Annotated in this window: 15 protein-coding genes; 8 read left to right on the top strand and 7 right to left on the bottom strand. The window is 69.1% G+C overall.

The window, feature by feature from the left end; all coding sequences use genetic code 11:
- Window positions 1-141: 141 nt before the first annotated feature.
- Window positions 142-4,908, top strand: coding sequence for a choice-of-anchor P family protein (locus OHB24_RS14930; protein ID WP_327639605.1), 4,767 nt, complete (start codon window positions 142-144; stop codon window positions 4,906-4,908).
- 45 nt (window positions 4,909-4,953) lie between these two features.
- Here the strand turns inward: OHB24_RS14930 and OHB24_RS14925 are convergent, their stop codons facing one another.
- The gene (locus OHB24_RS14925; RefSeq protein ID WP_327639604.1) at window positions 4,954-7,836 is read right to left on the bottom strand and encodes a S8 family serine peptidase; all 2,883 of its coding nucleotides are present in this window, start codon (window positions 7,834-7,836) and stop codon (window positions 4,954-4,956) included.
- 101 nt (window positions 7,837-7,937) lie between these two features.
- On the opposite strand from OHB24_RS14925, the gene OHB24_RS14920 reads away from it, so the two are divergent.
- From OHB24_RS14920 to OHB24_RS14900, 5 genes are all read left to right on the top strand, one after another.
- Complete coding sequence (locus tag OHB24_RS14920) at window positions 7,938-10,517, top strand: LuxR C-terminal-related transcriptional regulator (protein ID WP_327639603.1); 2,580 nt, start codon at window positions 7,938-7,940, stop codon at window positions 10,515-10,517.
- Between the two features lie 74 nt (window positions 10,518-10,591).
- On the top strand, window positions 10,592-11,251 hold the full coding sequence (locus tag OHB24_RS14915) for a hypothetical protein (protein ID WP_327639602.1): 660 nt from the start codon (window positions 10,592-10,594) through the stop codon (window positions 11,249-11,251).
- Window positions 11,248-11,463, top strand: coding sequence for a hypothetical protein (locus OHB24_RS14910; RefSeq protein WP_327639601.1), 216 nt, complete (start codon window positions 11,248-11,250; stop codon window positions 11,461-11,463). The genes OHB24_RS14915 and OHB24_RS14910 overlap by 4 nt, the downstream gene beginning before the upstream one ends.
- A 153-nt stretch (window positions 11,464-11,616) precedes the next feature.
- The gene (locus OHB24_RS14905; protein ID WP_327639600.1) at window positions 11,617-12,669 is read left to right on the top strand and encodes a glycosyltransferase; all 1,053 of its coding nucleotides are present in this window, start codon (window positions 11,617-11,619) and stop codon (window positions 12,667-12,669) included.
- The gene (locus OHB24_RS14900) at window positions 12,653-13,819 is read left to right on the top strand and encodes a hypothetical protein (RefSeq protein ID WP_327641070.1); all 1,167 of its coding nucleotides are present in this window, start codon (window positions 12,653-12,655) and stop codon (window positions 13,817-13,819) included. The genes OHB24_RS14905 and OHB24_RS14900 overlap by 17 nt, the downstream gene beginning before the upstream one ends.
- On the opposite strand, the gene OHB24_RS14895 is transcribed toward OHB24_RS14900, so the two are convergent.
- On the bottom strand, window positions 13,790-14,359 hold the full coding sequence (locus tag OHB24_RS14895) for a TIGR03086 family metal-binding protein (RefSeq protein ID WP_327639599.1): 570 nt from the start codon (window positions 14,357-14,359) through the stop codon (window positions 13,790-13,792). The two genes, OHB24_RS14900 and OHB24_RS14895, sit on opposite strands and share 30 nt — an antisense overlap.
- A gap of 151 nt (window positions 14,360-14,510) precedes the next feature.
- Here OHB24_RS14895 and OHB24_RS14890 point away from each other — a divergent pair, with 151 nt between their 5' ends.
- Together OHB24_RS14890 and OHB24_RS14885 are read left to right on the top strand one after the other, a co-directional pair.
- Window positions 14,511-15,458: an aldo/keto reductase gene (locus OHB24_RS14890; protein ID WP_327639598.1), complete on the top strand. Its 948-nt coding sequence runs from the start codon at window positions 14,511-14,513 to the stop codon at window positions 15,456-15,458.
- Window positions 15,455-15,799: a YciI family protein gene (locus OHB24_RS14885; RefSeq protein WP_131466408.1), complete on the top strand. Its 345-nt coding sequence runs from the start codon at window positions 15,455-15,457 to the stop codon at window positions 15,797-15,799. The genes OHB24_RS14890 and OHB24_RS14885 overlap by 4 nt, the downstream gene beginning before the upstream one ends.
- On the opposite strand, the gene OHB24_RS14880 is transcribed toward OHB24_RS14885, so the two are convergent.
- The 5 genes from OHB24_RS14880 to OHB24_RS14860 are packed head-to-tail and all read right to left on the bottom strand — an operon-like array spanning window position 15,796 to window position 21,902.
- The gene (locus OHB24_RS14880) at window positions 15,796-16,086 is read right to left on the bottom strand and encodes a hypothetical protein (RefSeq protein WP_327639597.1); all 291 of its coding nucleotides are present in this window, start codon (window positions 16,084-16,086) and stop codon (window positions 15,796-15,798) included. The genes OHB24_RS14885 and OHB24_RS14880 overlap by 4 nt on opposite strands.
- A gap of 11 nt (window positions 16,087-16,097) precedes the next feature.
- A complete protein-coding gene (locus OHB24_RS14875; protein WP_327639596.1) occupies window positions 16,098-17,246 on the bottom strand; it encodes a VWA domain-containing protein in 1,149 nt (382 codons plus the stop codon).
- Entirely contained in the window at window positions 17,243-19,411 is a 2,169-nt protein-coding gene (locus OHB24_RS14870; protein WP_327639595.1) for a DUF5682 family protein, read from the bottom strand. The genes OHB24_RS14875 and OHB24_RS14870 overlap by 4 nt, the downstream gene beginning before the upstream one ends.
- Entirely contained in the window at window positions 19,408-20,490 is a 1,083-nt protein-coding gene (locus OHB24_RS14865; RefSeq protein ID WP_327639594.1) for an ATP-binding protein, read from the bottom strand. The genes OHB24_RS14870 and OHB24_RS14865 overlap by 4 nt, the downstream gene beginning before the upstream one ends.
- The gene (locus OHB24_RS14860) at window positions 20,487-21,902 is read right to left on the bottom strand and encodes a DUF5691 domain-containing protein (RefSeq protein WP_327639593.1); all 1,416 of its coding nucleotides are present in this window, start codon (window positions 21,900-21,902) and stop codon (window positions 20,487-20,489) included. The genes OHB24_RS14865 and OHB24_RS14860 overlap by 4 nt, the downstream gene beginning before the upstream one ends.
- Window positions 21,903-21,904: the final 2 nt, after the last annotated feature.

Below are 21,904 nucleotides of genomic sequence, written 5' to 3'. Positions count from 1 at the left end.
GCATCGGCTGCCCGGGAGTGCACTCAGAGGATGGCGTTCGTGCGGAGATGGCGTGAAGGGGTCGTCCGGAGGGTGAGCGACCAGTCACTCTGCTGGGGAGCCCGGATGGGTTCGGGGTGATGACTTCTTGGGGGAAGTTGAATGAGTACGAGGGTACGGCGACATGCCGGGCTGATGGTGCTGTTGCTGGTGATGACCGGACTGCTCGGGATCCGGCCTGCTGAGGCGAGCGTGCGGGCGGCGATGGTCGACCCGGACGGACTGGCCGACGCACTGCTGGGCAGCTATCTGGTGGTCGCCGACAAGCAGGAGCCGAGGGACCTGGTCACCAGCGCCGAACTGCTGGACTGGCGGGCGACCCATCCGGCGGCCACGGCGGACCAGATCGCCGATCACCTGAGCAAGACCGGCGAGCGGATCGACACGAAGGTCGCCGACTATCTGTGGACCCGGAACGCCGCCGAGGCGGTCGGTGCGGCCATCGAGGCGGTGCGGACCACAGCCGACGCGGAGCCGGCCGGGCCCAACCTGACCAAGCTGATCTTCTCGATCGTCGGCACGAACGACCCGTCCGAGTCCGGCAAGGCACCGGACCGGATCAGCGGAGCACAGCAGCAGATCGGCTGGAACGCCGAGTACGCCGGCGCACGCACCGCCGTCTGGGCGGCCGTGGCCCAGAAGGCTCGCGCGGATGCCGCCTTCAACAGCGGCTGGAACGCGACGCTCGGCGCACCGCTCGGTGTCAGCGCGTCCGCGAGCGGGACCACGCTGGCCGGCACGGACCAGTTGAAGAACACCTTGGACTTCCCGAAGATCCTTTCCCAGCAAGGAAATCCGAAGGAGTACCGGCAGGCCACCACCGACCAGTTCAAGGTTCTGACGGACAAGCTGTACGCCGATCGCAAGCAGGACCTCGGCGTCCTCACCCAGGCCTTCGAGGACCGGCCGCCCGGCACGTCGACCCCGGAGCCGACGCCGGAACAGCGCGCCGCGGCGAAGAAGGCCGCCGACGAGCGGGAAGCGCGGATCAACGACGCCAAGGCCGGTCTGACCGGGCTGGCGTTCCTGGCGGGCGTGGTCGACAAGGATCTCGGACGGCAGATCAAGCTGTTCGGCGACGGCGCGATCCAGATCGCCGAGGCGGTCAACAAGGTGATCACCTCGGCCCAGATGGTGAACACCGTCTTCTCGCTCGCGGCGGTCGGCCTGACCGGCAACTTCATCGGCGCGATCAGCACGCTGGTCACGCTGTTCGCCGGTGCCGGCGGGGGCCTGGAGGGACAGGTCATCAAAGGGATCGAGGACCTGAAGGCCCAGATCGCGGATCTGCGCGTTCATCTGGACAAGCAGTTCGACCGCGTGGATCGCAAGCTGGACACGCTCTACGGCGCGATGGTGGCTCAGTTCAACCGGATCGGCGCGGACGTCCAGCAGGTGAAGGAGCAGGCCGGTTCCATCTCCGTCAACCTGGCCAACGTGCAGAACCAGCTCCAGGTGGTCGGAGTGTCGTTGCTGAGGGCAATCCAGTCGCTCGGCGAGCAGCGCTTGTGGGAGACGACCGATGCCCTCATCGACTACACCCACTACCGACCGGGCAGCACGCTGTCGAAGGACCAGTACCTGCAAGGCGAGACCGCGTTCTACACCGCGGCAACGACCACTGCCGCGACGGCGACGTTCGTCCCGCCGGAAGACGTGTACTCCAGCGTCGACAGCAAGGTGAGCGAGGTACTCAACCAGTACGGACCGTACGGTTCGATCTCGTTCCTCGGCGCCTACGCGAAGAAGAGCCTGGACCCGAACTTCCAGGAACACGGCCGGGTCGGGAACTCCGACGTCTGGGAGCTGGCCGCGAACGGGTACAGCCTGCTGTCGAGCCAGAACCCGGCGCTGGCCAAGGCCGTCGCGCCGATCCGCGCCGCCAACGTCATCACCGCCGGCCGGGACATCCGCGACGCCGCCCAGGAATTCAGCACACCAGGGGCCGACGGTACGACGAACGCGCTCTTCGGCCGGCTCTTGAGCAACTACACGGCCCAGACCGTCAAGCTGGCGAACACCATCCAAGCCCGGGAGGGCAACGTCACCGGAGGCAAGGACTACGGGCTCTTCGACGGTCCCGCGCAACCCGTACCAGCGGATCAGCAGGATGTCCTGAAGAGCCCGCAGGACACCCCGAAGTGCGGCGGCGGAGAGAACCTCACAACACCGGACAACGTGAACGGCAAGCAGCTGGGCGCGGCCGAGGAGTTCGCACGCTGGGCCCACAGCGCGCCACCGACGTACGGCGTCTGCTGGAGCGCCGAATGGGTCAACCCCACAGAGACCTGGACGATCTCCGGCCCGTTCAAACTCACGTTCCGCTCGGCGGATCTGCAGGTGAAGTTCACCGAGAGCATCACCTGGCCGGGCAGTGCCGCGAAGATCGCCCGGACCACGACGAAGGTCGTCGAGGAAGACGTCAACTACCAGAACTGCAAGCAGTACTGGAGGGAAGGGCCGAACGAGTGCGGACCAGTGCTCGAGCCCACGAAGCCGCTGCTCGACAACTGGCAGAAGACCGACCGGGCGGTGTTCCAGCAGAACGCGACCGTCGACGTGCCGGCCGACACCGAGGCCGACGCGGCAGCGCGGATGACCGAGTTCCTGAAGACCAAGCGGATCCAGCACTACCGCGAGACCGCGGTGGAGCTCCAGCGCGACCAGAACATCTCGCTGGACCTGAATCTGACCGTCAGCCTGTTGCGGGCGTACACGCAGCTCGGGTTCCCCCGGGCGCTGGACACCGACAACAACCTCCGAGGACTACTGTTCGGCGATCACCCGATCTACACCAACTCGGCAGACGAAGGGTTCACCATCGCGGCGCTGCTCTCGGGTGCGGCCGACAACCTGGCTGCCGGGAAGGCTCCGGAACAGCAGGAACAACTCGAGGGCACGGACAATTGCCAGCGGTTGCCCGGGCTGGAAGGTGTCGACCCGTTCGCGGCGTGCCTCAGCTGGAGCGCCGCCGTGCGGCTGAACCGGCTGGCCGGCCTCTACGCCCAGCATTTCAAGGCCCGGTGGGCGAACGTCGACCAGACCCTGCCGCTGGTGCAGACCGCAATGCGCAACCTGCGGCTGGTGACGGATACCGTCAATCCGGGTACGGCGCCTGGCGCGCCGGCCGACGATCTCCCGGTCAGCTCGCCCGCATTGGCGACCTGGTCCTCCGCGGCACCGGCCACCGCGGCGCCAGGTCTCGACGACACGCCTGCGGTCACGACGTTCAAGGGCGTGCAGTTCGCCCTGTGGCGCGGCACCGACGCCGGGCTCTACTTGTCGTCGACACCCGACGGCGCGACGTGGAGCGCTGCGATACGGATCCTCGCCGGACGGACGACAACAGCGCGCCCGGCACTCGCCGTACAGAACGGGAAGCTCGTCGCGTCCTGGACGGAGAACACCAAGGTCTTCGTCGCTACGAGCGCGGACGGCGCCAACTGGTCGGAGCCGATCCAGGTGACCGATCAGGCCGCCGCGACCGCACGGTCCGCGGCCGGCGCGGCGGGTCCTGCTGTCGCGGTGCTGGACGGCCGGATCTTCGTGGCCTGGAAGGGCGGCGACAACGGCTTGTCGGTTGCCTCGAGCACCGATGGGCAGGCGTGGTCGGCTCCCACGCGTGCAGGTGACGGGCGTACTGCGTCCGGTCCGGCGATGGCGGCGTACAAGGATCGGCTCGTGCTGGTCTGGCAGGAGGCGGGTGGTGCGGCGGTTCGGTCCGCGTCCAGCGCGGACGGTGCGCAATGGGTACCTGGAGCAACCATTGGAGAGGCCATCGGTAGCGCGACGCTGACGGCGACAGGTGACTCGGTGTACGCCGCTTGGAAGAGTGCCGACGGGATCCGGGTCGCCGGCAGTGCGGACGGCGCCGGCTGGTCGGCTCCGATCGCGGTCGTGAACGACAACCCGGGCGGCAGTGCGCCGGCGATCGATGCGTTCAACGGACGCCTGTGGCTCGGCTGGGCAGGCGGGGCCGGTCAGCTGTGGTCGTCGTACGCGAGCCGGATCCAGCTGCCTCGGATCGCGACGTCACTCGCGTTCGACGGTACGCCGCGGATCACGAACGGGCAGCCGGTTGAACTGCGGGCCAGGCTGGCGGAGGCCTCCGTGGGTCCGCTGGCGCGACGAGCGGTCGCTCTGAGCATGGGTGCGGGCTCGAGCGAGCAGACCTGCTACGCCACGACCGACTTCAGTGGGACTGCACGGTGCACGATCGCGAAGGTCGAGCAGCCGCTGAACGATCAGGGCTCGGTGCCGCTGGCGGCGGCGTACGCGGGTGATCGCGGCCATGAGCGATCGGTCGTCCGCGGGGCGGCGCAGCTCGAGTACGTGACGGGGCGGGCGTTCGGGTTGTCGGCGGTGGTGAACCTGGCCCTCGTACGGCTGGAACTGCCGCCGGCTCCGGACACCGGCGTGGTCCGCACAACCGGGGCAGGCTCGACGGCTCCGGCCTGTCAGGCGACAGTCACCACGCTCGTCATCACAGCGAGCGCGCTGTGCGCCAAGGTGACGACCACGACCGGCCCGAGCGCGGTGACGGCGGTCAGCACCGCAGAGAGTGTCCGCATCGGGATCCCCGGGCTGGACGTGATCGAGGTGTCCGGGCTGACCGCGACCTCGACGAGCACGTGCGAGAAGTCCAGCGGTACGACGACGTTGACGCTGAAGGTGGCGGGTGAGCCGATCACGGTGACCGGTGCACCCAACACCGGCATCGACCTCGGCGGCGCGGCCCGGCTGCTGATCAACGAACAGCGGACGGTCGAGAACGGGCTCACGGTCAACGCCGTACACCTCACCGCGCTCGGCGGAGCGGTGGACGTCGTCGTCGGATCGACCACCAGCGCCGCGCACAACTGCGGCTGACCGACCGGGTGCCCACCGGCTGCCTGCCGGTGGGCACCACTGTCGTCAGCTGATGGTGGCGATCTTGTTGACCGTGTAGGCCGGGGCGTGGTCGGCGTCGCCGGGGAAGTAGACGCGGTAGGCGATCTGGCCGCGTACGGCGGGCTTGATGCCGAAGGCGTACTTGCCCGAGGTGGTGAGCTTCACCGAGGCGATCGACTTCCACACCTTGCTGCCGTACTGCTGCAGATAGACATTCTGCCCCGCGTGCGCCGGAGCGACGTAGCCGCTGAACGCGGTTGTCCCGCCGAGGCGGATCGAGGCCGGCGACAGAGCGGCCGAGATCGTCGGCCTGACCTGGACGGTGACGTCGACTGTGCGGGTGCCCATCAGGATCCCGTTGCCCGGGAACGTCAGCATGTAGACCGACGACACGAGCGGCTTGTGCGTCACCGAGAGCGTCCCGGTCGCGGACGTCTTCAGCGCCGCGAGCAGCGTGAACTTCGAGGACGTCTTCGGCCGTACGTACACGTTCACCGGCAACCCGGCGTACGCCACGTTGTCGATCCGGAGCGTACTGCCCTTGATCGTGATCGCCCCGCCGTAGTTGATCAGCGTCGACGTCACACTGATGCCCGATTTCATCCCGAGCAGCTGCTTCACCGCGGCCTGGGCGCTGTAGTGCCCGGCCCGGTCCTTGATCCAGGCGGCATAAGTGTACGTCGTACCTTGCGCGAGCCCGGTGTTCTTCACCGAGCCCCCGGTGCCCGCGTAGACGAGCGTCCCGGTCGTCGGCGTCGGCGCCTTGCTCCCGACGTTCCGCCGGATGATCACCTGGTCGAGGTCCGTGGTCGGCGGGATCGTCCACGTCAGGTTGGCGGCCAGGTAGGCGCCGACCCCGACGAGCTGCACCCGCCCTGGGGCGAGGTCCTCGGTGCTGAACACCGAGGTGAACGGCACCATCGGCACCGTGGGATCGAGCGAGACGACACCGTCGGCGACGATCCGGAACGGCGTCGCCTCAGCCAACGGGGACGCAGGCGTGATCTCCGCCCGGCGGACGGACTGGTCGTAGGTGACGGTCGCCGGAATCACCGCACCGGTCTTGCCGTTGAGCAGTTTCACGCCGCCGTTGGTGACACTGTTCTCGTCGACCTCCCGCGGGAAGGAGACCGTGGGCTTGGCAAGGACCGAGACACCGGAGGACAGATTCGTCGGCTGCACGTCCCGCACCGGGTACGCGTCGATCGGCGCGGGGCCGACGTTGCCGTCCGCGTTGGTGACCTTCAGCGAGTACGTACGGCTGTCCCGCGACCCGTTGGCGTTCCGGACCGCGACGTACATCGGTCCGGCAGGGACGGTGACGTATGTCGATGCGGTCAGCGGCTGCGGGATCTCGTACCCCTGGCTGTCCTCCGGAGGCTTCGGCTTCTGCACGAAGGCCAGCGGCTTGAGGTTCTCGTCGTACGCCGACACGACCGGGCCGAAGTTCTGGGCAAAGGCACCCGAGTCGAACATCTGCCCGCTGACGTCGATGCGGACCTGGTGCGCGTAGTCCGTCGGCAGCTTGTACCAGTCGACGTCGCCTTCGACGCTGATCGTCGACGAGACCGCGACGCCGGCGATCAGCTCACCGGCGCGGGCGGGCTGGTCGTTCTTGTCCGCGACACCCTGCGGGAAGTCCGTGGTCCACTTGCCGCCGAGGGCCTGGTAGGCGTCCAGGATGCCTGCGCCGTAGTACGGGTCGTTGCCGCGCGGGCCGGCGTCGCGGGCGGTGGCCTTCAGGCGCGCCATCACCTGGTCCGGCGTCAGCGACGGCCACTTGTTGCGGACGAGGGCGGCGACGCCGGCGACGATCGGGGACGAGAACGACGTACCGCTGAGGCCGAGCCAGTACGGCTCGTAGCCGGCCTCGGTCTGCGCGCGGGGCGCGGTGCTGGTGATGTCGTAGCCGGGGGCGGCGATGTCGACCGCGTCGCCGTAGCTGCTGAAGCTGGTCAGTACGCCGGCCTGGTTCGTAGCGCCGACCGAGAGGACCTCTGGGTACGCCCCTGGGAAGTGGTTCGACGAGTCGCCGCCGGAGTTGCCGGCCGCGGCGACCAGTACGACGCCCTTGGCGACGGCGTTCTGGATTGCCTGGTGCAGGACGGGGTCGTCACCCTCGCCGCCGAGCGACATGTTGATCACCCGGACGCCGTTCTTGACCGCCCAGTTGATGCCGTTGATCAGGTTCGAGTCGTCGCCCGAGCCGCCGTCATCGAGCACCTTGACCGGGCGGACCTTGGCGTTCCAGGCGACGCCGGCGACGCCGATCCCGTTGCTGGTACCGGCCGCGATGATGCCGGTCACCGCCGTACCGTGGCCGTCGCCGTCGTTCGGCGGCAGGGCCGTGTTGAACGTGTTGTAGCCGGGCAGCAGGTGACCGACCAGGTCCGGGTGGCCGGCGTCGACACCGGTGTCGAGGACACCGATCGTCTGGGTGCCGGCGGTCTTCGAGAGGTCCCAGGCACTGTTGACGCGGACGGTCGACAGGTACTTCTGGTAGTTCGTGTACAGCCAGTCGTTCGGGGTCGCGGACTTCTTCCGGATGTAGTTGAGCGAGGCAAGCTCGACCGACGGATCGGCCTTGACCTTCTTCAGCAACTCGGGCGCCGGTGCGTCACCGGTCACGGTGACCACGTCGGACGTGACCGACACGTCGGGCGTGCCCTTGGCCTTGGCCAGCGCGGCCTTCCGGGCCGAGGTGGTGGCCTTCGGCTTGAACTTCACGATCACGGACTTGGCGTCGTACGCGGGGCCGCTAGCAGTGCTAGGCCGGAACTTCGCGTGCAGAACGTTCGGCTCGGCGGAGACCGCGGCGGTGCCGGACGATCCGGAGAGGGCGACCAAGCCGGCTGCGACGAGGGCCGCGGGCACGGCCAGGCGCAGCAATTGGGTGGGACGGGACAACGGGGGACCCCCAAGCAGAGTGGACCGACACATTCGGTCCAGGCCTTAAATCGTTGGAGCGACCCTCGGCGTTACAGCTCCCCGGCATCTATGATCCGTAGGTGCCGACCACGGTGCTCGCCACGAAACTGTTCCCGCCGGCTCGGCGGTCCGGGCTGGTGGCGCGGCCGTGGCTCGTGGAGCGGCTGGACAGCACTCTGGCGCCCGGTCATCGGCTCGCTCTGGTGTCCGCGCCGGCCGGATTCGGCAAGACGACCCTCGTCGCCGAGTGGGCGGCCGGTCACGAGCGGGTGGGCTGGCTGTCGCTCGACGACGGCGACAACGCGCTCCCCCGGTTCCTGGCGCACCTCTGGGCAGCCCTCCCCGGTATCCGGGTGGCACCGCCCGCGGCCGACGTACCGACGGCGGCCGCGCTGACTGCTCTCGTCAACGACTACGTCTCTCAGCCGGACGCTGTGCTCGTACTCGACGACTATCACGTGATCGAAGCGCTCGACGTCCACGAAGCCGTGGCGTTTCTGCTCGATCACTTGCCGGATCAGCTGCATTTGGTCGTGGCGACGCGCGCGGACCCGCCGTTCCCGCTGGCCCGGCTGCGTGGTCGCGGGCAGTTGACCGAGATACGTGTGGACGACCTGCGGTTCGCTGCGGCGGAGGCGGGTGCGTTTCTCAACGACGTCATGGGGCTGCGGTTGGCCGCGGACGACGTACTGGCGCTGGAGGGGCGGACCGAGGGGTGGGTCGCCGGACTCCAGTTGGCTGCGCTCTCGTTGCGTGGTGTGTCCGATGTCGGTGGGTTCATCGATGCGTTCACCGGCAGCCATCGGTTCGTCATCGACTATCTGGCCGACGAGGTGCTCGCGCGGCAGCCTGCGGCGGTGCGGGACTTTCTGCTCCGTACGGCGGTGCTCGATGGGCTGACCGGTGCCGTGTGTGATGCGGTCACCGGTCAGAGCGGCAGCGATCGGGTGCTGGACGGGCTGGATCGCGGCAACGTGTTCGTGGTCCCGCTGGATGCCGGTCGGACCTGGTACCGGTACCACCACCTGTTCCGCGACGTACTGCGTGCTCGTCTGCTCGCCGAGCGGCCTGAGGAGCTGCCGGGGCTGCATCGGGCGGCGAGCGAGTGGTACGCCGCGGAGCGGATGGCTCCCGACGCCGTACGACATGCGTTGGCGGCTGGTGATCAGGAACGGGCTGCGTTCTTGATCGAGGAGGCGTTGCCGGAGGTACGGCGTGCGCGGGACGATCCGTTGCTGCTGGGCTGGATCCGCTCGCTGCCGGAGTCCGTCGTACGGCGGCGTCCGGTGCTCTGCATCACGACGGCGTGGTCGTCGATGATGGCCGGCGAACTGGACCACATGGCGCGCTGGCTCGATGACGCTGAGGCCGCACTGACGGCCGGTCCGGCTGCGGACGGGGCTTGGGCGGACACGGAGGATCTGCGAACCGCTCCGGCCTTGGTCTTGGTCTATCGGGCGGCGCTGGCGCAGGCGCGTGGTGATGTCGCCGCCACGGTCCTGTGTGCCGAGAAGGCGCTCGAGCTGGCTGGGCCGGACGATCATTTCATCCGTGGCGCCGCGGGCGGGTTCGTCGGGCTGGCGGCGTGGGCGGCGGGCGATGTCGAGCAAGGGTTGGCGAAGTTCGCGGCCGCGGTCCGCAGTCTCCACGCGGCGGGCAACCTGACCGACGTACAGGACACCGTGGTCGTGATGGGCGATCTGTGGATGGCCGCGGGGCGGCCGTCGCAGGCGAGGAAAACGTTTGAGCAGGCGCTGGCGGCAGCCACCCGCAGCGGCGAGCCGTATCCGCGGGTCACGGCGGACCTTCACGTAGGCCTGGCCGAGCTGGACCGGGAGCTGGGCGACCTCGCCGGCGCGGAGGCCCATCTCGAGACCTCACGGATCCTCGCCGAGCGCGGCTCGATCACCGAGAACCGGCACCGCTGGGACGTCGCGATGGCGCAGGTGCAGGTCGCGCGCGGCGACTTCGCTGCTGCTCTACAGCTGCTGGACGACGCGGAGGAACTGTACCGGCGCGGGACGTATCCCGAGCTGAAGCCGATCGCGGCGATGCGGGCGCGGGTACACCTCGCGGCCGGGGACCTTGTTGCGGCCGGCGCCTGGGCAGCCGGGATCTCTGACACGGTGTCGTACTTGCACGAGTACGAGCAGCTGACCCTTGCGCGGCTGCTGATTCACCGCGGAGACGACGTCCTCGGACTGCTCGATAGGCTGCGCGGGGACGCCGCGCAGCGGGCAGGCAGTCTGCTGGAGATCGACGTACTGCGGGCGCTTGCGCTTCACGTGCGCGGCGGACGGGCGGCTGCTCTCGCTGCCCTGCGCCAGGCGCTCGCCGCAGCGCCGGAGCCCGACCGATACGTACGTTTGTTTCTGGACGAGGGTGCTCCGATGCTCGCACTGCTGCAGGACGCGGCCCCCGACGAACCCCTCGTACGCCGACTCCTGAAAGCACCGACGGCGTTGCCGGACCCCCTGACCGAGCGGGAACTCGACGTACTGCGGCTCCTCGACACCGAGCTCACCGGCCCGGAGATCGCACGCCGGCTCTACGTCTCGTTGAACACCCTGCGCACCCACACGAAACGCATCTTCACCAAGCTCGGTGCAACCAACCGCTCCGGCGCCGTACGCCGCGCTCACGAACGCGGCCTGCTCTAAATCACCATATGTGGTGACGCCTGCTCACCACCTCGCGGCCTACGTTCCCAACAACGCTAACGAGGGAGTTGGGAATGACTATCACCGCAACCACACTGACCCGGGCAGCCGGCGCCGCCGCCGTCGCTGCCGGAGCGATCTTCATCGGGGTGCAGATCGGGCACCCGCACGTGGACGTCAACTCGATCCTCACGACCGAACTCGCCGTACGGAACACGCTGAAGCTGCTGATGGCGGCGCTGGCGCTGGTCGGGATCACCGGCCTGTACCTGAGCCAGATCCGCCGCAACGGCGTCGTCGGGCTCATCGGGTACGTCGTACTCGCGTTCGGCTACCTGTTGATCATCGGCACGACGTACGTCTCGGCGTACGTCCTGCCGTCGATCGCGGGCACGAGCCCCGGATACGTGGGTGACGTGGTCGAGGTGGCGACCGGCGGCCACGCGGCCGGCGATATCGGGACGCTGGGGACGGTCATCAAGGTACAAGGATTCGCTTACCTGGCCGGCGGCCTGCTGCTCGGGATCGCGCTCTTCCGCGCCCGGGTGCTCGCTCGCTGGGCGACGGTCCTGCTGGCCGTCGGCGGTCTCGTCTCCGCGGCGCTGACCGTTGCGCCGGACTCGCTCTACCGCCTGCTGGCCTACCCGAACGGCATCGCGATGATTGCCCTCGGCTACTCGCTCTGGCGCACGACGACAACATCGGTGCGGCAGCCGGTTGCCGTCGGGAGTTGACCGTCTACGAGGTCAGGGTCGCCGGGCGACTCGACCCGACCTGGTCCGGCTGGTTCGCCGACTTCACCCTCACCCCCGAACCCGACGACACCACCACCCTCCGAGGCACCATCACCGACCAGTCCGAACTCCACGGCCTACTAGCCCGAATCCGCGACCTCGGCCTCCCCCTCATCTCCGTCACCCCCGCAGACAGCCCCGGCGACGGCTGAGTTGATTGGACTGGGGATAGGCGGCGGGGGGTGGGGACAGGCAATTGCCTGTTCCCGGTCTCCGGGGCTTGTGCCGACATGCGCGCGGTGGGCTGGGAATGTCACACGCGTTGGATGGGCGGTTGTGGGTGGGGACCGATAGTCTCGGGCGGCATGAGCACGAGTGTCGCCATCGCGGTGATTACCTTCAGGCGACCTGCTCTGTTGCGGGGGTTGTTGACGAGTTTGCAGGCGCAGGAGCTGCCCTCGGACGGGGAGTACGCGATCCGGATCGTCGTGGTGGACAACGACGCGGAAGGGTCGGCCGCGCGGGTGCTGGAGGAGTTCGGGGACGGTACGCCGTACCCGATCGAGTCGGTCGTGGAAGCGGAGCCGGGGATCCCCTTCGCGCGGGAGCGCTCCGTCGAGCTCTGCTGGAACGACGACGCGCTGATCTTCGTCGACGACGACGAGGTCGCCCCGCCCGGCTGGCTGGCGACCCTGCTCAAGGCCTGGGAGTCCACCGGCGCCGACGTCGTGACGGGCCCGGTGAAGGGCAATCTCCCGCCCGGCGCGCCGCCGTGGAACGCCTACAGCGACGTGCACGACTCCACCGGCCGGCACACCACCGGCGAGGAGCTCCGGAAGGCGTACACGAACAACACGCTGGTCAGCCGCCGCGTGTACCAAGCGGTCACCCCGGGATTCCACCCCGCGTTCCGGTACACCGGCTCCAGCGACCTGCACTTCTTCCTCCGCGTGCACCGCGCCGGGTTCCGCATTGTCTGGTGCGAGGAGGCCTGCATCGCCGAGGAGGTCCCGGTCGGCCGCACCACGCTGCGCTGGCTGGTACGGCGGGCCTTCCGGTCCGGCAGCGGCGACACGATCAGCCGCCTGCTGATCCGCCCGGGCGCGGTCAGCTACGTCCTGGTGCTGGCCTATGCTTCGGCCCGGGTGATCTCGGCGATCGGGTTCGCCCTCGCCGGGCTGCTGCTCGGCCGGAAGACGCACCTGCTGAAGGCAGTCCGCCGGTTCTTCTCGGGCGTCGGAAGCCTCGCGGGGATAGTAGGGATCAACCATGACGAGTACCGGGAACGGCACGGTTCGGCCGACGGTGGCGGAGCTGTGCCGGGCGATCTGGACGGTGGAGCGGGACCTGGAGCTGCTCGAGTGGCAGATCCGGGAAGCGCACCCCTGGCCGATCATCCGGATGCGCGTTTTTCATGAGCTGACCCGCCGCACCGGGATCCACGGCGCTCCACATCCGGTACGGCGTACGCCGTACGACAAGGCTGCCCTGGTCGGGAAACACGTCGCCGGGATCGTCACGCGTACCCCGTTCCCAGGCCGGTACGACGCCCTCGTCGTCCCGCATCCGCGGAAACCGAACGGTGTCGAGATCTACACCGACGAACTCCGCGCCGCGCTCGGCGACCGTGCGCTGGTCCTGGATTCCGGGATCAACGGCACCCCGCTTCCGGGCAGCAAGAACCTGGACTTCTTCACGTCGGCCGCCGGGGCGGTCCACCGCCGTACCGCCGACGACCGCGGCATCGCGACCGCGCTCGAGAAACTCACCGGTGTCCGGGTCCCGATCGGCGGGCTGCTGGCGCGTGAGATCCCGAAGCACCTGCGGCTCCGCGCCCTGTACCGCGCGCTCCTCAAGAAGCACCGGATCAAGACGGTGTACCTGGTCGTCGCGTACTTCCACCAGCACATCGTTGGCGCCGCCCGCGATCTCGGGATCCGCGTCGTCGAGCTGCAGCACGGCGCGATCAGCCCGTTCCACCTCGGGTACAGCTACCCGGGCCGGCCCATGGTCGCGGATCAGCCGGACGAGCTGTGGTGCTTCGGGTCGTACTGGACCGATGTCGCGGACCTGCCCGCCGGGATGCGGACCGACGTGATGGGTGCGCCGTTCCTGCCGCCTGCTGGCCCGAAGGAGTCGCGCCGGGTCGTCTTCTTGTCGCAGGGGACGGTTGGATCGGAACTCGTCGAGGTCGCGGACGCGGTCGCCAAGGAGCACTCTGACCTGGAGGTTCTCTACCGTCTGCACCCGAGCGAGCGTGCTGAGGACTACACGATTCCGGCCGGCGTCCAGCTGTCGACCGGCGGCAGTACGCTCGATCTGCTCGCGACCGCGACGTACCAGGTCGGTGTGTCGACCACCGCGCTGTTCGAAGGCATGGCGCTCGGTTGCCGTACGGCGGTTGCGGACCTCCCGGGCCACGAGTACCTGGACCCGGCGATCGCCAAGGGGCATGCGCTCCTCATGCGGGATCCAGAGGAGCTGAGGCAAGCGCCTCTCTGCGACGACCCGAGCAGCTACTACGCGCCGAGCACCCTGTCACGGCTCGCGGCCGAGCAGCCCGAGTAAGCGGTCCTGGAGCGGGGCTTCCGGCTCGACCAGTACTTCGGCGCCGTACACCTCGATGCCCTCGCCGAAGGCGCCGGGCGTCCGGTACTTCATCATCAGCTCGGGCGGGATCGCGACAGCGGTCGCCCAGAGGCGCTCGACGTCGGCCGCGTCCATCGTCTCGTCCTGGTCGGTGGCGCGCGCCAGGTCCCAGCCGTGCAGGACGAGGTCGTCGGACACCACCTGGTCGATGTGCTGCTCGGTGGTCAGCCGCCCGGCCGGGCTGTCGGTCTCGGTCAGCGCGGCCACTGGGTCGTCGAGTACGTCTTCGATCGCGGCCCGCGCCTCCTGGAACGCGGTCAGCGGGTCGTCGGCCGGCTCCAGCTTCCGCGCGACCGGCGTCAGCATCACCGCGTGCATCGTGACGACGTGCTCGACCACGTCCCGCGCGGTCCATTTCGCGCACGGTGACTGGTTCCCCCACTGATCGGGACGCACCGCCGCAACCTTCCGCTCGAACCCCTCGGCCCGCCGCCGGTACCGCTCCGCGATCTCACCCATCCCCGCATGCTCCCGCGCCCACCCACACCGAGGGAAGGTTTGCGGACCGCCCTGCAGGCAGAAGTCGGATAAACGGGCCGAATCGGGCCCGAAACCGGACTTCTGCCTGCATGGCGGTTCCTGTCGGTGCAGGCACATAGCGTCTGGGGTCATGCGGATGGTGGAGTTGGGGAGCACGGGGTTGCGGGTCAGTGAGTTGGGGCTGGGGCTTGCTTCGGTCGGGGGGATGTTCGCGGCGGTGCCGGAGCGGCAGGCGGTGGCGACGATCGACCGGGCCTGGGAGTTGGGCGTGCGGTTGTTCGACACGGCGCCGGTGTACGGGTACGGGTTGTCGGAGCAGCGGGCCGGGCTGGCGTTGCGGGGGCGGCCGCGGGACGAGTTCGTGCTGTGTACGAAGGTGGGGCGGTTGATCGAGCCGGGCGGGCCGGATCTGCAGCCGATCTGGGCGGAGCCGCCGGCCGGGGTGGGGCCGCGGCTGGACTATTCGTACGACGCCACGATCCGGTCGTTCGAGGCGAGTCTGGAGCGGATGGGGATCGACCGGGTCGACATACTGCACATCCACGACCCGGAGCTCGACTTCACGAAAGCGTCGACCGAGGCGTTCCACGCTCTCGTCGAACTGCGCGGCCGAGGCACGATCAGGGCCATCTCCCTCGGTGTCAACCACGCCGACGTAGCCGCCCAGTTCCTCCGCGAAACCACCGGCGTGGATGTCATCTTGTTGGCAGGGCGGTACAGCTTGCTGGATCAGTCGGGCGCGGATGAGTTGCTGCCGTTGTGCGAGAAGCTCGGGGTGGCTGTGCTCGCCGCGGGGGTGTTTCACGGTGGGGTGCTCGCCGACACCGCGGACGGGGCTCCGCACGGGTACGAGCGGGTCCCTCAGGACGTGCTGCGGCGGATCGACGTACTGCGGGAGGTCTGCAGCGCGTACGGCGTACCTCCGCTGGCTGCTGCGGTGCAGTTCCCTCTGACGCATCCCGCCGTACCGGCCGTGGTCGTCGGGGCGCGCAGCCCGCGGGAGATCGCCGAGGTGGCGGCGTGGCACGAATATGAGGTGCCGGAAGCGTTCTGGACCGGATTAAGGTCAGCGCTATGAGGTACATGCTGCTGCACAAGACCAACGACAGCCTGGAGGCCGGGAACGCGCCGGATCCGGAGATCCTCGAGCGGGCGGACGCCGTACTCGAGGAGATGCGTCAGGCCGGGGTGCTGGTGCTCGGCGAGGGCCTGATGCCGAGCTCCCGTGGCGCCCGCGTGACATTCCCGGCGCCGGGCCAGCCGCGGGTGATCGACGGGCCGTTCGCCGAGACCAAGGAGCTCGTCGCGGGCGTCTCGATCATTCGCGTCGACACCAAGGAGGAAGCCGTCCAATGGGCCCTCCGCTTCGCCGAGGCCGACCCGTACACCGAGATCGACATCCTGGAGGTCGCTGGTTAGCCCGCCGCGCTGACGCCTTCTTCTGCGACGACGAGGGCGTCGATCGCCGCGAAGAAGCGGGCGATGCCGGGCAGGTTGGCGCCCTTCTCGCGGGATGCGGCGAAGTCTTCCGGGGTGGCCCAGTCGACGATGTCCAGCCATTCGTTGTCCGGGAGTTGCACCAGCCGTGCGCCGAGGAAGCCGGCCCGGTCCGCCTCGAAGTCCTTCAGCATGTCGGCGCGCGCCGCGAGCAGCTCCTCCGAGCGCGACGGCAGGACACGGAAGCGAGTCAGTTCGACGGTCGACATCGAGGTACCTCTCAGGTGATGTTGGTTGCTGCCCAGCCGCCGATGTCCTCGTGGCGGATGGCAGCGGCCATCAGGTCAGGGAACTTGTCCGGTGTGCAGGCGAACGTCGGTACGCCGAGCTCGGCCAGCGCGGCCGCGTTCTCGGCGTCGTACGACGGTGTACCCGAGTCCGCGAGCGCCAGCAGAGCAATCACTTGTACGCCGGACTCCACCAAAGAACGCGCCCGACGCAACATCTCTTCCCGAACTCCGCCTTCGTAGAGATCCGAGATCAGCACGAGCACCGTTTCGGCCGGTTTCGTGACCAGCTCCTCGCAGTACGCGAGCGCCCGGTTGATGTCGGTCCCGCCGCCCAACTGCGTCCCGAACAGTACGTCGACCGGATCCTCGAGCTGATCGGTCAGGTCGACCACCGCGGTGTCGAACACGACCAGCGAGGTCCGCAACGTCCGGATCGACCCGAGCACCGCACCGAACAGCGACGCGTAGACGACGGACTCCGCCATCGACCCGGACTGGTCGATCGCCAGCACGATGTCCCGCTGCACACTGTGGTTCCGGCGCGCGTACCCGACCAGCCGGTCCGGCACGATCGTCCCGAGCGCCGGCGAGAAGTGCTTGAGGTTCGCCCGGATCGTCCGGTCCCAGTCGATGTCCGAATGCCGTGGCCGCGCCGTCCGCCCGGCCCGATCGAGCGCACCGGTCACCGCCGCCCGAGTCCGCTCGGCGAGCCGCGCCTCGAGCTCGGCCACGACCCGGCCGACCACGTCCCGCGCGGTCTGCTTGGTCTCCTCCGGCATCACCTCGTTGAGCGCGAGCAACGTGGACACCAGATGTACGTCGGGCTCGACCGCGCCCAGCAGCTCCGGCTCCATCAGCATCCGCGTGATCCCGAGCCGCTCAACCGCGTCCCGCTGCATCACCTGTACGACGGTGCTCGGGAAGTACTGCCGGATGTCGCCCAGCCACCGAGCCACCCGGGGCGCCGACGCGCCCAACCCGGCGGACCGTTGCGTACCCGACTCCCCCTCCGCGGCGTCGTACAACGCGGCCAGCGCCGCATCGACCGAGCGGTCCTCGGCCGACAACGTCGTACCGGTCTCCTCCTCGGCCTCACCGCCCAGGACGAGCCGCCAGCGGCGCAGACGTTCGTCACTCATGAGACCCCCAACAGTTGCGCGACCACCGGCAACGCGGTCGCGGCCAACTCAGCATCGAGGTCGTTGTCGTCAGCAACGACCACGGCGCCAGGATCTGAAAGGACCCGGGCTCGAGCGCCGATCGAGCGGCGTTCAGGCGCCGCAAAGGTGCCGAACGTACGCCGCAGCAACGGCAGCACCTCCACGAACGCGTCGTCCGGGATCGCCGCCAGCCACCCGTCCACCATCGCCAGCAGCCGCTCGTCGTGCACCAGCAGCAACCCACCGCCGGCCAGGAACCCTTCGACGTACCCGGCCGCGTCCGCCGTCGCCGTACCAGGTGACAGCGAACGCCCCAGCCGTAGCGCGACCTCATGATCCGGCAACCGCGACGTATCCAGCATCAACCGCGTCAACCGCCCGCGGATCAACGGCGGCACAGACGCCCGATCACTCAACCCCTGCAACGTATTCAGCCACTCCGACCGCACATCCTCGGCCAGCAGTACCGTCGCATCCTGCACCCCGTCGATCAGATCCTGTACGGCGGCCGCCGCATCCGGATCCAGCCCGTGAACGGTCCGCGCGAGACCCGCACACACCCGCGACACCATCCGCCCCGCCACCGAGGCCAGCCCAGCCGTATCGGTTCCGCGTACGTCGCCGTACCGCGAGGCTCGTGCGAGCGCGGGCAATGCCGCCATCAAGTGCCCGACGTCGGCGTCAGCGGCCGCACGGGTGTCGATGCCTCGAAGCAGCGGCGGCAGCGCTTCCGCAAGGTCGGCGAGGAGCGATTTCTCCAACGCGGCCGTGACATCGGCCAACGTCGGCGAGTCCGCGGACTTCAGCATCACGGACGTCGCAGCGCCGAGCACCGTCGTACCGTGAGCGCCCGCAGCAACGAGTTCCACCTCCAGCCCCGGATCCCAGGCCAGCCGCCACATCTCCCGGAACGTGCCCTGCGCCCGCCGTTCGTCGGCGGCCGGTACGCCCCAGTGCACGCCGAGAATCCGCAACCGGTGCAGGAGTCTGGACTTCTCCAGGTCGTTCGACTTCCGCAGGTCGAGCTCGATCACCCGCTCGGCCGCATCCCGCTTCATCCGCAACCGCCGCGCGTGCGCGGCCAGATCTGCCGCCACCGGCGCCTGCGGCGTCTCCCCGGGCACCGACCCGAGCAGTTCACCGACAACCGCTTCGCGCGTCACGAGATCCAGCAGTACGTCGTTCCCGCCGCAGAGCACTGCCCGCGTCGCCTCGGTCACTTCGCTCAACCCGGCGAGTGGACGTTCGCGCATCGCCGCGAGCGTGTCCGCGAGCCGCACCGCCTCGATCACGTGCGCGCTGGAGACAGGCAGGTCCTCGTTGCGCAGTACTTGCGCCACCTTGGAGAGCCAGCGGGTCGTGATCTGGTCGGGCGCGGTGAACAGGTGGTGGTACCAGCCAGGTGACGTGATGCCGGCGCCGTACCCGCTGACCGCCGCCAGCCTGCCGTGCGTCCAGGGCACCCAGGTACAGGCGACCTTCCGCTTCGGCAGGCCTTTCAGGATCCGTGCATCATGTGTTGCTGGAGGCAACGGTAGTTCCAGGGCAGGTACGTGCCAGGCACCGCAGACCACCGCGATCCGCTCGAACCCTTCACGAACCGCCTTGCGCAGAACGGTGCGCATGTAGGCCTCGCGTTGCGCCTCGCGGCCGGTCGCCACCTCGCCGTGCCGCAGCTCCCGCATCGCGTCGGCGATCACCGTGAACGGTTCGGCGCCACCGCGCCGCGACTCGATCACGTCGTCCCACCAGCGCTCCGGATCGTCGTACCCGCCCGCCTCGGCCAGCGTCTTGAGCGGATCCATCGACACCGAACGCCCGCCCGCGGAACCGAACTGCTGCGCCGCCGGAAGATCGCAGAACCGCACCGGCACGCCGGCGGCCAACCCGTACCTGATCGCTTGCCACTCCGGGCTGAACACTGCGAACGGCCAGAACGCCGCCCGCGTCGAGTCGTCGACCGCATACGCGAGCAGCGCAACTGGCGGCTCCATCTCCTCCGAGGCCGCCAGCTCGACGATCTTGTCGGCCTCCGGCGGCCCCTCGATCAGGACGACATCAGGACGGAGCTCGGCCAGCGCGGTCGCTACCGCCCGCGCCGACCCCGGCCCGTGATGCCGGATCCCGAGCAGGTGAACGGTCATCCGGAGATCTCTCGGCAGGCCCGGTAGAACGGCGCCCAGTCGTCGCGTTCGCGGACGACGGTTTCGAGGTACTCCGACCACACGACGCGGTCCGCGGACGGGTCCTTGACGACCGCCCCGAGGATGCCGCCGGCCACGTCCGTCGGACGCAGTACGCCGTCACCGAAGTGGGCCGCGAGGGCGAGGCCGCCGGTGACGACGCTGATCGCCTCCGCGGTGGAGAGCGTGCCCGACGGCGACTTGACCGCCGTACGGCCGTCCTCGGTCCGGCCGGAGCGCAGCTCGCGGAAGATCGTCACCACGCGGCGGATCTCCTCCAGAGCGTCGTCCGGCTGCGGCAACTCGAGCGCCGAACCGAGCTGCGACACGCGACGGGACACGATCTCCACCTCGTCCTCGGCGGAGTCGGGCAGCGGCAGTACGACGGTGTTGAAGCGCCGGCGGAGCGCGCTGGAGAGTTCGTTGACGCCCTTGTCGCGATCGTTGGCGGTGGCAATGACGTTGAATCCCTTACGGGCCTGGATTTCCATGCCCAGCTCGGCGATCGGCAGCGTCTTCTCGGACAGGATCGTGATCAGGGCGTCCTGGACGTCGGACGGCATCCTGGTCAGCTCTTCGATCCGCGCGATCTTCGCCTCGGCCATCGCGCGCTGCACCGGACTCGGCACGAGCGCCGCCTCACTGGGGCCCTGGGCAATCAACTGGGCGTAGTTCCAGCCGTACCGGATCGCCTCCTCCGCCGTACCCGCCGTACCTTGCACGAGCAGCGTCGAGTCCCCGCTGATCGCAGCCGCGAGGTGCTCGCTGACCCACGTCTTCGCGGTGCCCGGTACGCCGAGCAGCAACAGCGCCCGGTCCGTCGCGAGGGTGGCGACAGCGACCTCGACGAGCCGGCGTGGGCCGACGTACTTCGGTGAGATCTCGGTGTCGCCCGCCTGCCCACCGAGCAGGTACGTGACCACGGCGCTCGGCGACATCAGCCAGGCCGGCGGTCGCGGCTTGTCGTCCGTCGCGCGCAACGCCTGCAGTTCGTCGGCGTACTCGATCTCCGCATGCGGGCGCAGTACCTCAGTGGTCATGTGAGCTCCTCGTACATTTCGCGGCGGAAGGTCAGGGTTTCGACGAGGCGGCGGAGCCAGGTGTCTTCCTCGCCGGTGGGTTCGCGGGTGATCGGGTGGTCGAGTATGTCGGGTGGCGCGGCGCGGGCCGCGATGCTGGCGAGGCGGGCCCAGGCGCGGTTGGTGCCGACTTTGGCGAGCTGGTCGAGGATCATGTTCGCGAGCGGAGCGGGCCACGGCACGGGCAACCCACCGACCAGCTCGGCAACGTCCACGTTCTTCCGCAGTACATCGACCGCGCTCGCCCACTCCTCGGCGGGCAACAACCGCAACAACTCGGCCGGGCCGCGACTGCCGGTATTCGATCCGGCCTGCAGGATCGCTCGGGACCACTCGACCGAGCTCTCGCGAATAGCGGCCTCGGCCCAGGCGGACTGCAGGACCTCGACAGCACACCCCTCGACGGGCGTCTCGAGCCAGGTGATGTCCATGGCCTGCAAGGGCGTGTTGGCGACGATCTGGTGGACCCACCACGCGCGTTTGCCGACACCTTCCGGGTTCTGCGAGTCGAGCCCATCACGCTCCATCGACTGGGTCAGACTGCGCGGAAGGTCGACGGCGAGCACACCCTGGCTGGGCAGGAGGTGCGCGTGCAGGCGTTCCGTCATCCGTACGCCGTACTGCGATCCCGGCAACCGTGCGAGCAGCCGCGCGGCCACCCGCCGTACCTCACGGGAACGGTCGTCGAGCGCGGACTCCAGGAACTCCTCGTCCGGTTGCGCGAGGTTGTCCGCGAGCAGCCCGAGGAAATCGGCCCGGGTGGCGGCGGACTCGGTCGGCCAGACCTCTTCGAGCGCCTCCCGTGCGGCGGCGGGATCCTGGGTGCGGGCGGCACGCAACCAGGTACGGCGCTGGATCCCGTTGCCGTGCGTCCACAACTCCGGGTCGTTGCTCTCAGCAACCGCTGCGTGCAGGAATCGCCACTCGGGGTTGAGATCCGCGAGCCAGCGCGCACGACGGCCGGCGGCCGCGATGACGAGCGGACGGTACTGCGCACGATTGCGCGCATAGTCCGCCAACGCGGGTAAGTGCTCCGGCGGAATACCCCAGCCGTGCGCGTCCGCCGTACGCAACCACTCACCCAGCGCGAACGTCTGGAACCCGCTCAGCATCGCGGCCAACCGCCTCACCGCGTTCGACCGCGGCAACGGCCGATCCTCACCGGGCGCAGCCGGAAGCGGCTCGAGATCGGGCAGCGGCTTGCGCCCGGCCCGCTTGTACACGGTCGCCAGCGCGGCGGCATCGAGCAGGTTGCCGTCGCCGAGGCGCTCCTGGATGTGCTCGGGCAGCTCGTCGAAGTGCGGCGGCCGCCGATCGGTGCCGAGCAACGCCGAACTGACCAGCCCGTCCCAGCCCTTCACACTCTCACCCACCG

The sequence above is a fragment of the Kribbella sp. NBC_00482 genome, from assembly GCF_036013725.1.
In the GTDB taxonomy this organism is placed as follows: Bacteria; Actinomycetota; Actinomycetes; order Propionibacteriales; family Kribbellaceae; genus Kribbella.
Note: the sequence above shows the minus strand (reverse complement) of the source record. Positions and strands in the feature narration are given on the sequence as shown.

Bases quoted from the DNA above. Each gene is read 5' to 3' on its own strand.
- OHB24_RS14890 (WP_327639598.1), top strand. From the start codon at position 14,511: ATGCGGATGGTGGAGTTGGGGAGCACGGGGTTGCGGGTCAGTGAGTTG.
- OHB24_RS14880 (WP_327639597.1), bottom strand. From the start codon at position 16,086: ATGTCGACCGTCGAACTGACTCGCTTCCGTGTCCTGCCGTCGCGCTCG.
- OHB24_RS14915 (WP_327639602.1), top strand. From the start codon at position 10,592: ATGACTATCACCGCAACCACACTGACCCGGGCAGCCGGCGCCGCCGCC.
- OHB24_RS14865 (WP_327639594.1), bottom strand. From the start codon at position 20,490: ATGACCACTGAGGTACTGCGCCCGCATGCGGAGATCGAGTACGCCGAC.
- OHB24_RS14930 (WP_327639605.1), top strand. From the start codon at position 142: ATGAGTACGAGGGTACGGCGACATGCCGGGCTGATGGTGCTGTTGCTG.
- OHB24_RS14905 (WP_327639600.1), top strand. From the start codon at position 11,617: ATGAGCACGAGTGTCGCCATCGCGGTGATTACCTTCAGGCGACCTGCT.
- OHB24_RS14875 (WP_327639596.1), bottom strand. From the start codon at position 17,246: ATGAGTGACGAACGTCTGCGCCGCTGGCGGCTCGTCCTGGGCGGTGAG.
- OHB24_RS14885 (WP_131466408.1), top strand. From the start codon at position 15,455: ATGAGGTACATGCTGCTGCACAAGACCAACGACAGCCTGGAGGCCGGG.
- OHB24_RS14900 (WP_327641070.1), top strand. From the start codon at position 12,653: ATGCGCGTTTTTCATGAGCTGACCCGCCGCACCGGGATCCACGGCGCT.
- OHB24_RS14870 (WP_327639595.1), bottom strand. From the start codon at position 19,411: ATGACCGTTCACCTGCTCGGGATCCGGCATCACGGGCCGGGGTCGGCG.
- OHB24_RS14895 (WP_327639599.1), bottom strand. From the start codon at position 14,359: ATGGGTGAGATCGCGGAGCGGTACCGGCGGCGGGCCGAGGGGTTCGAG.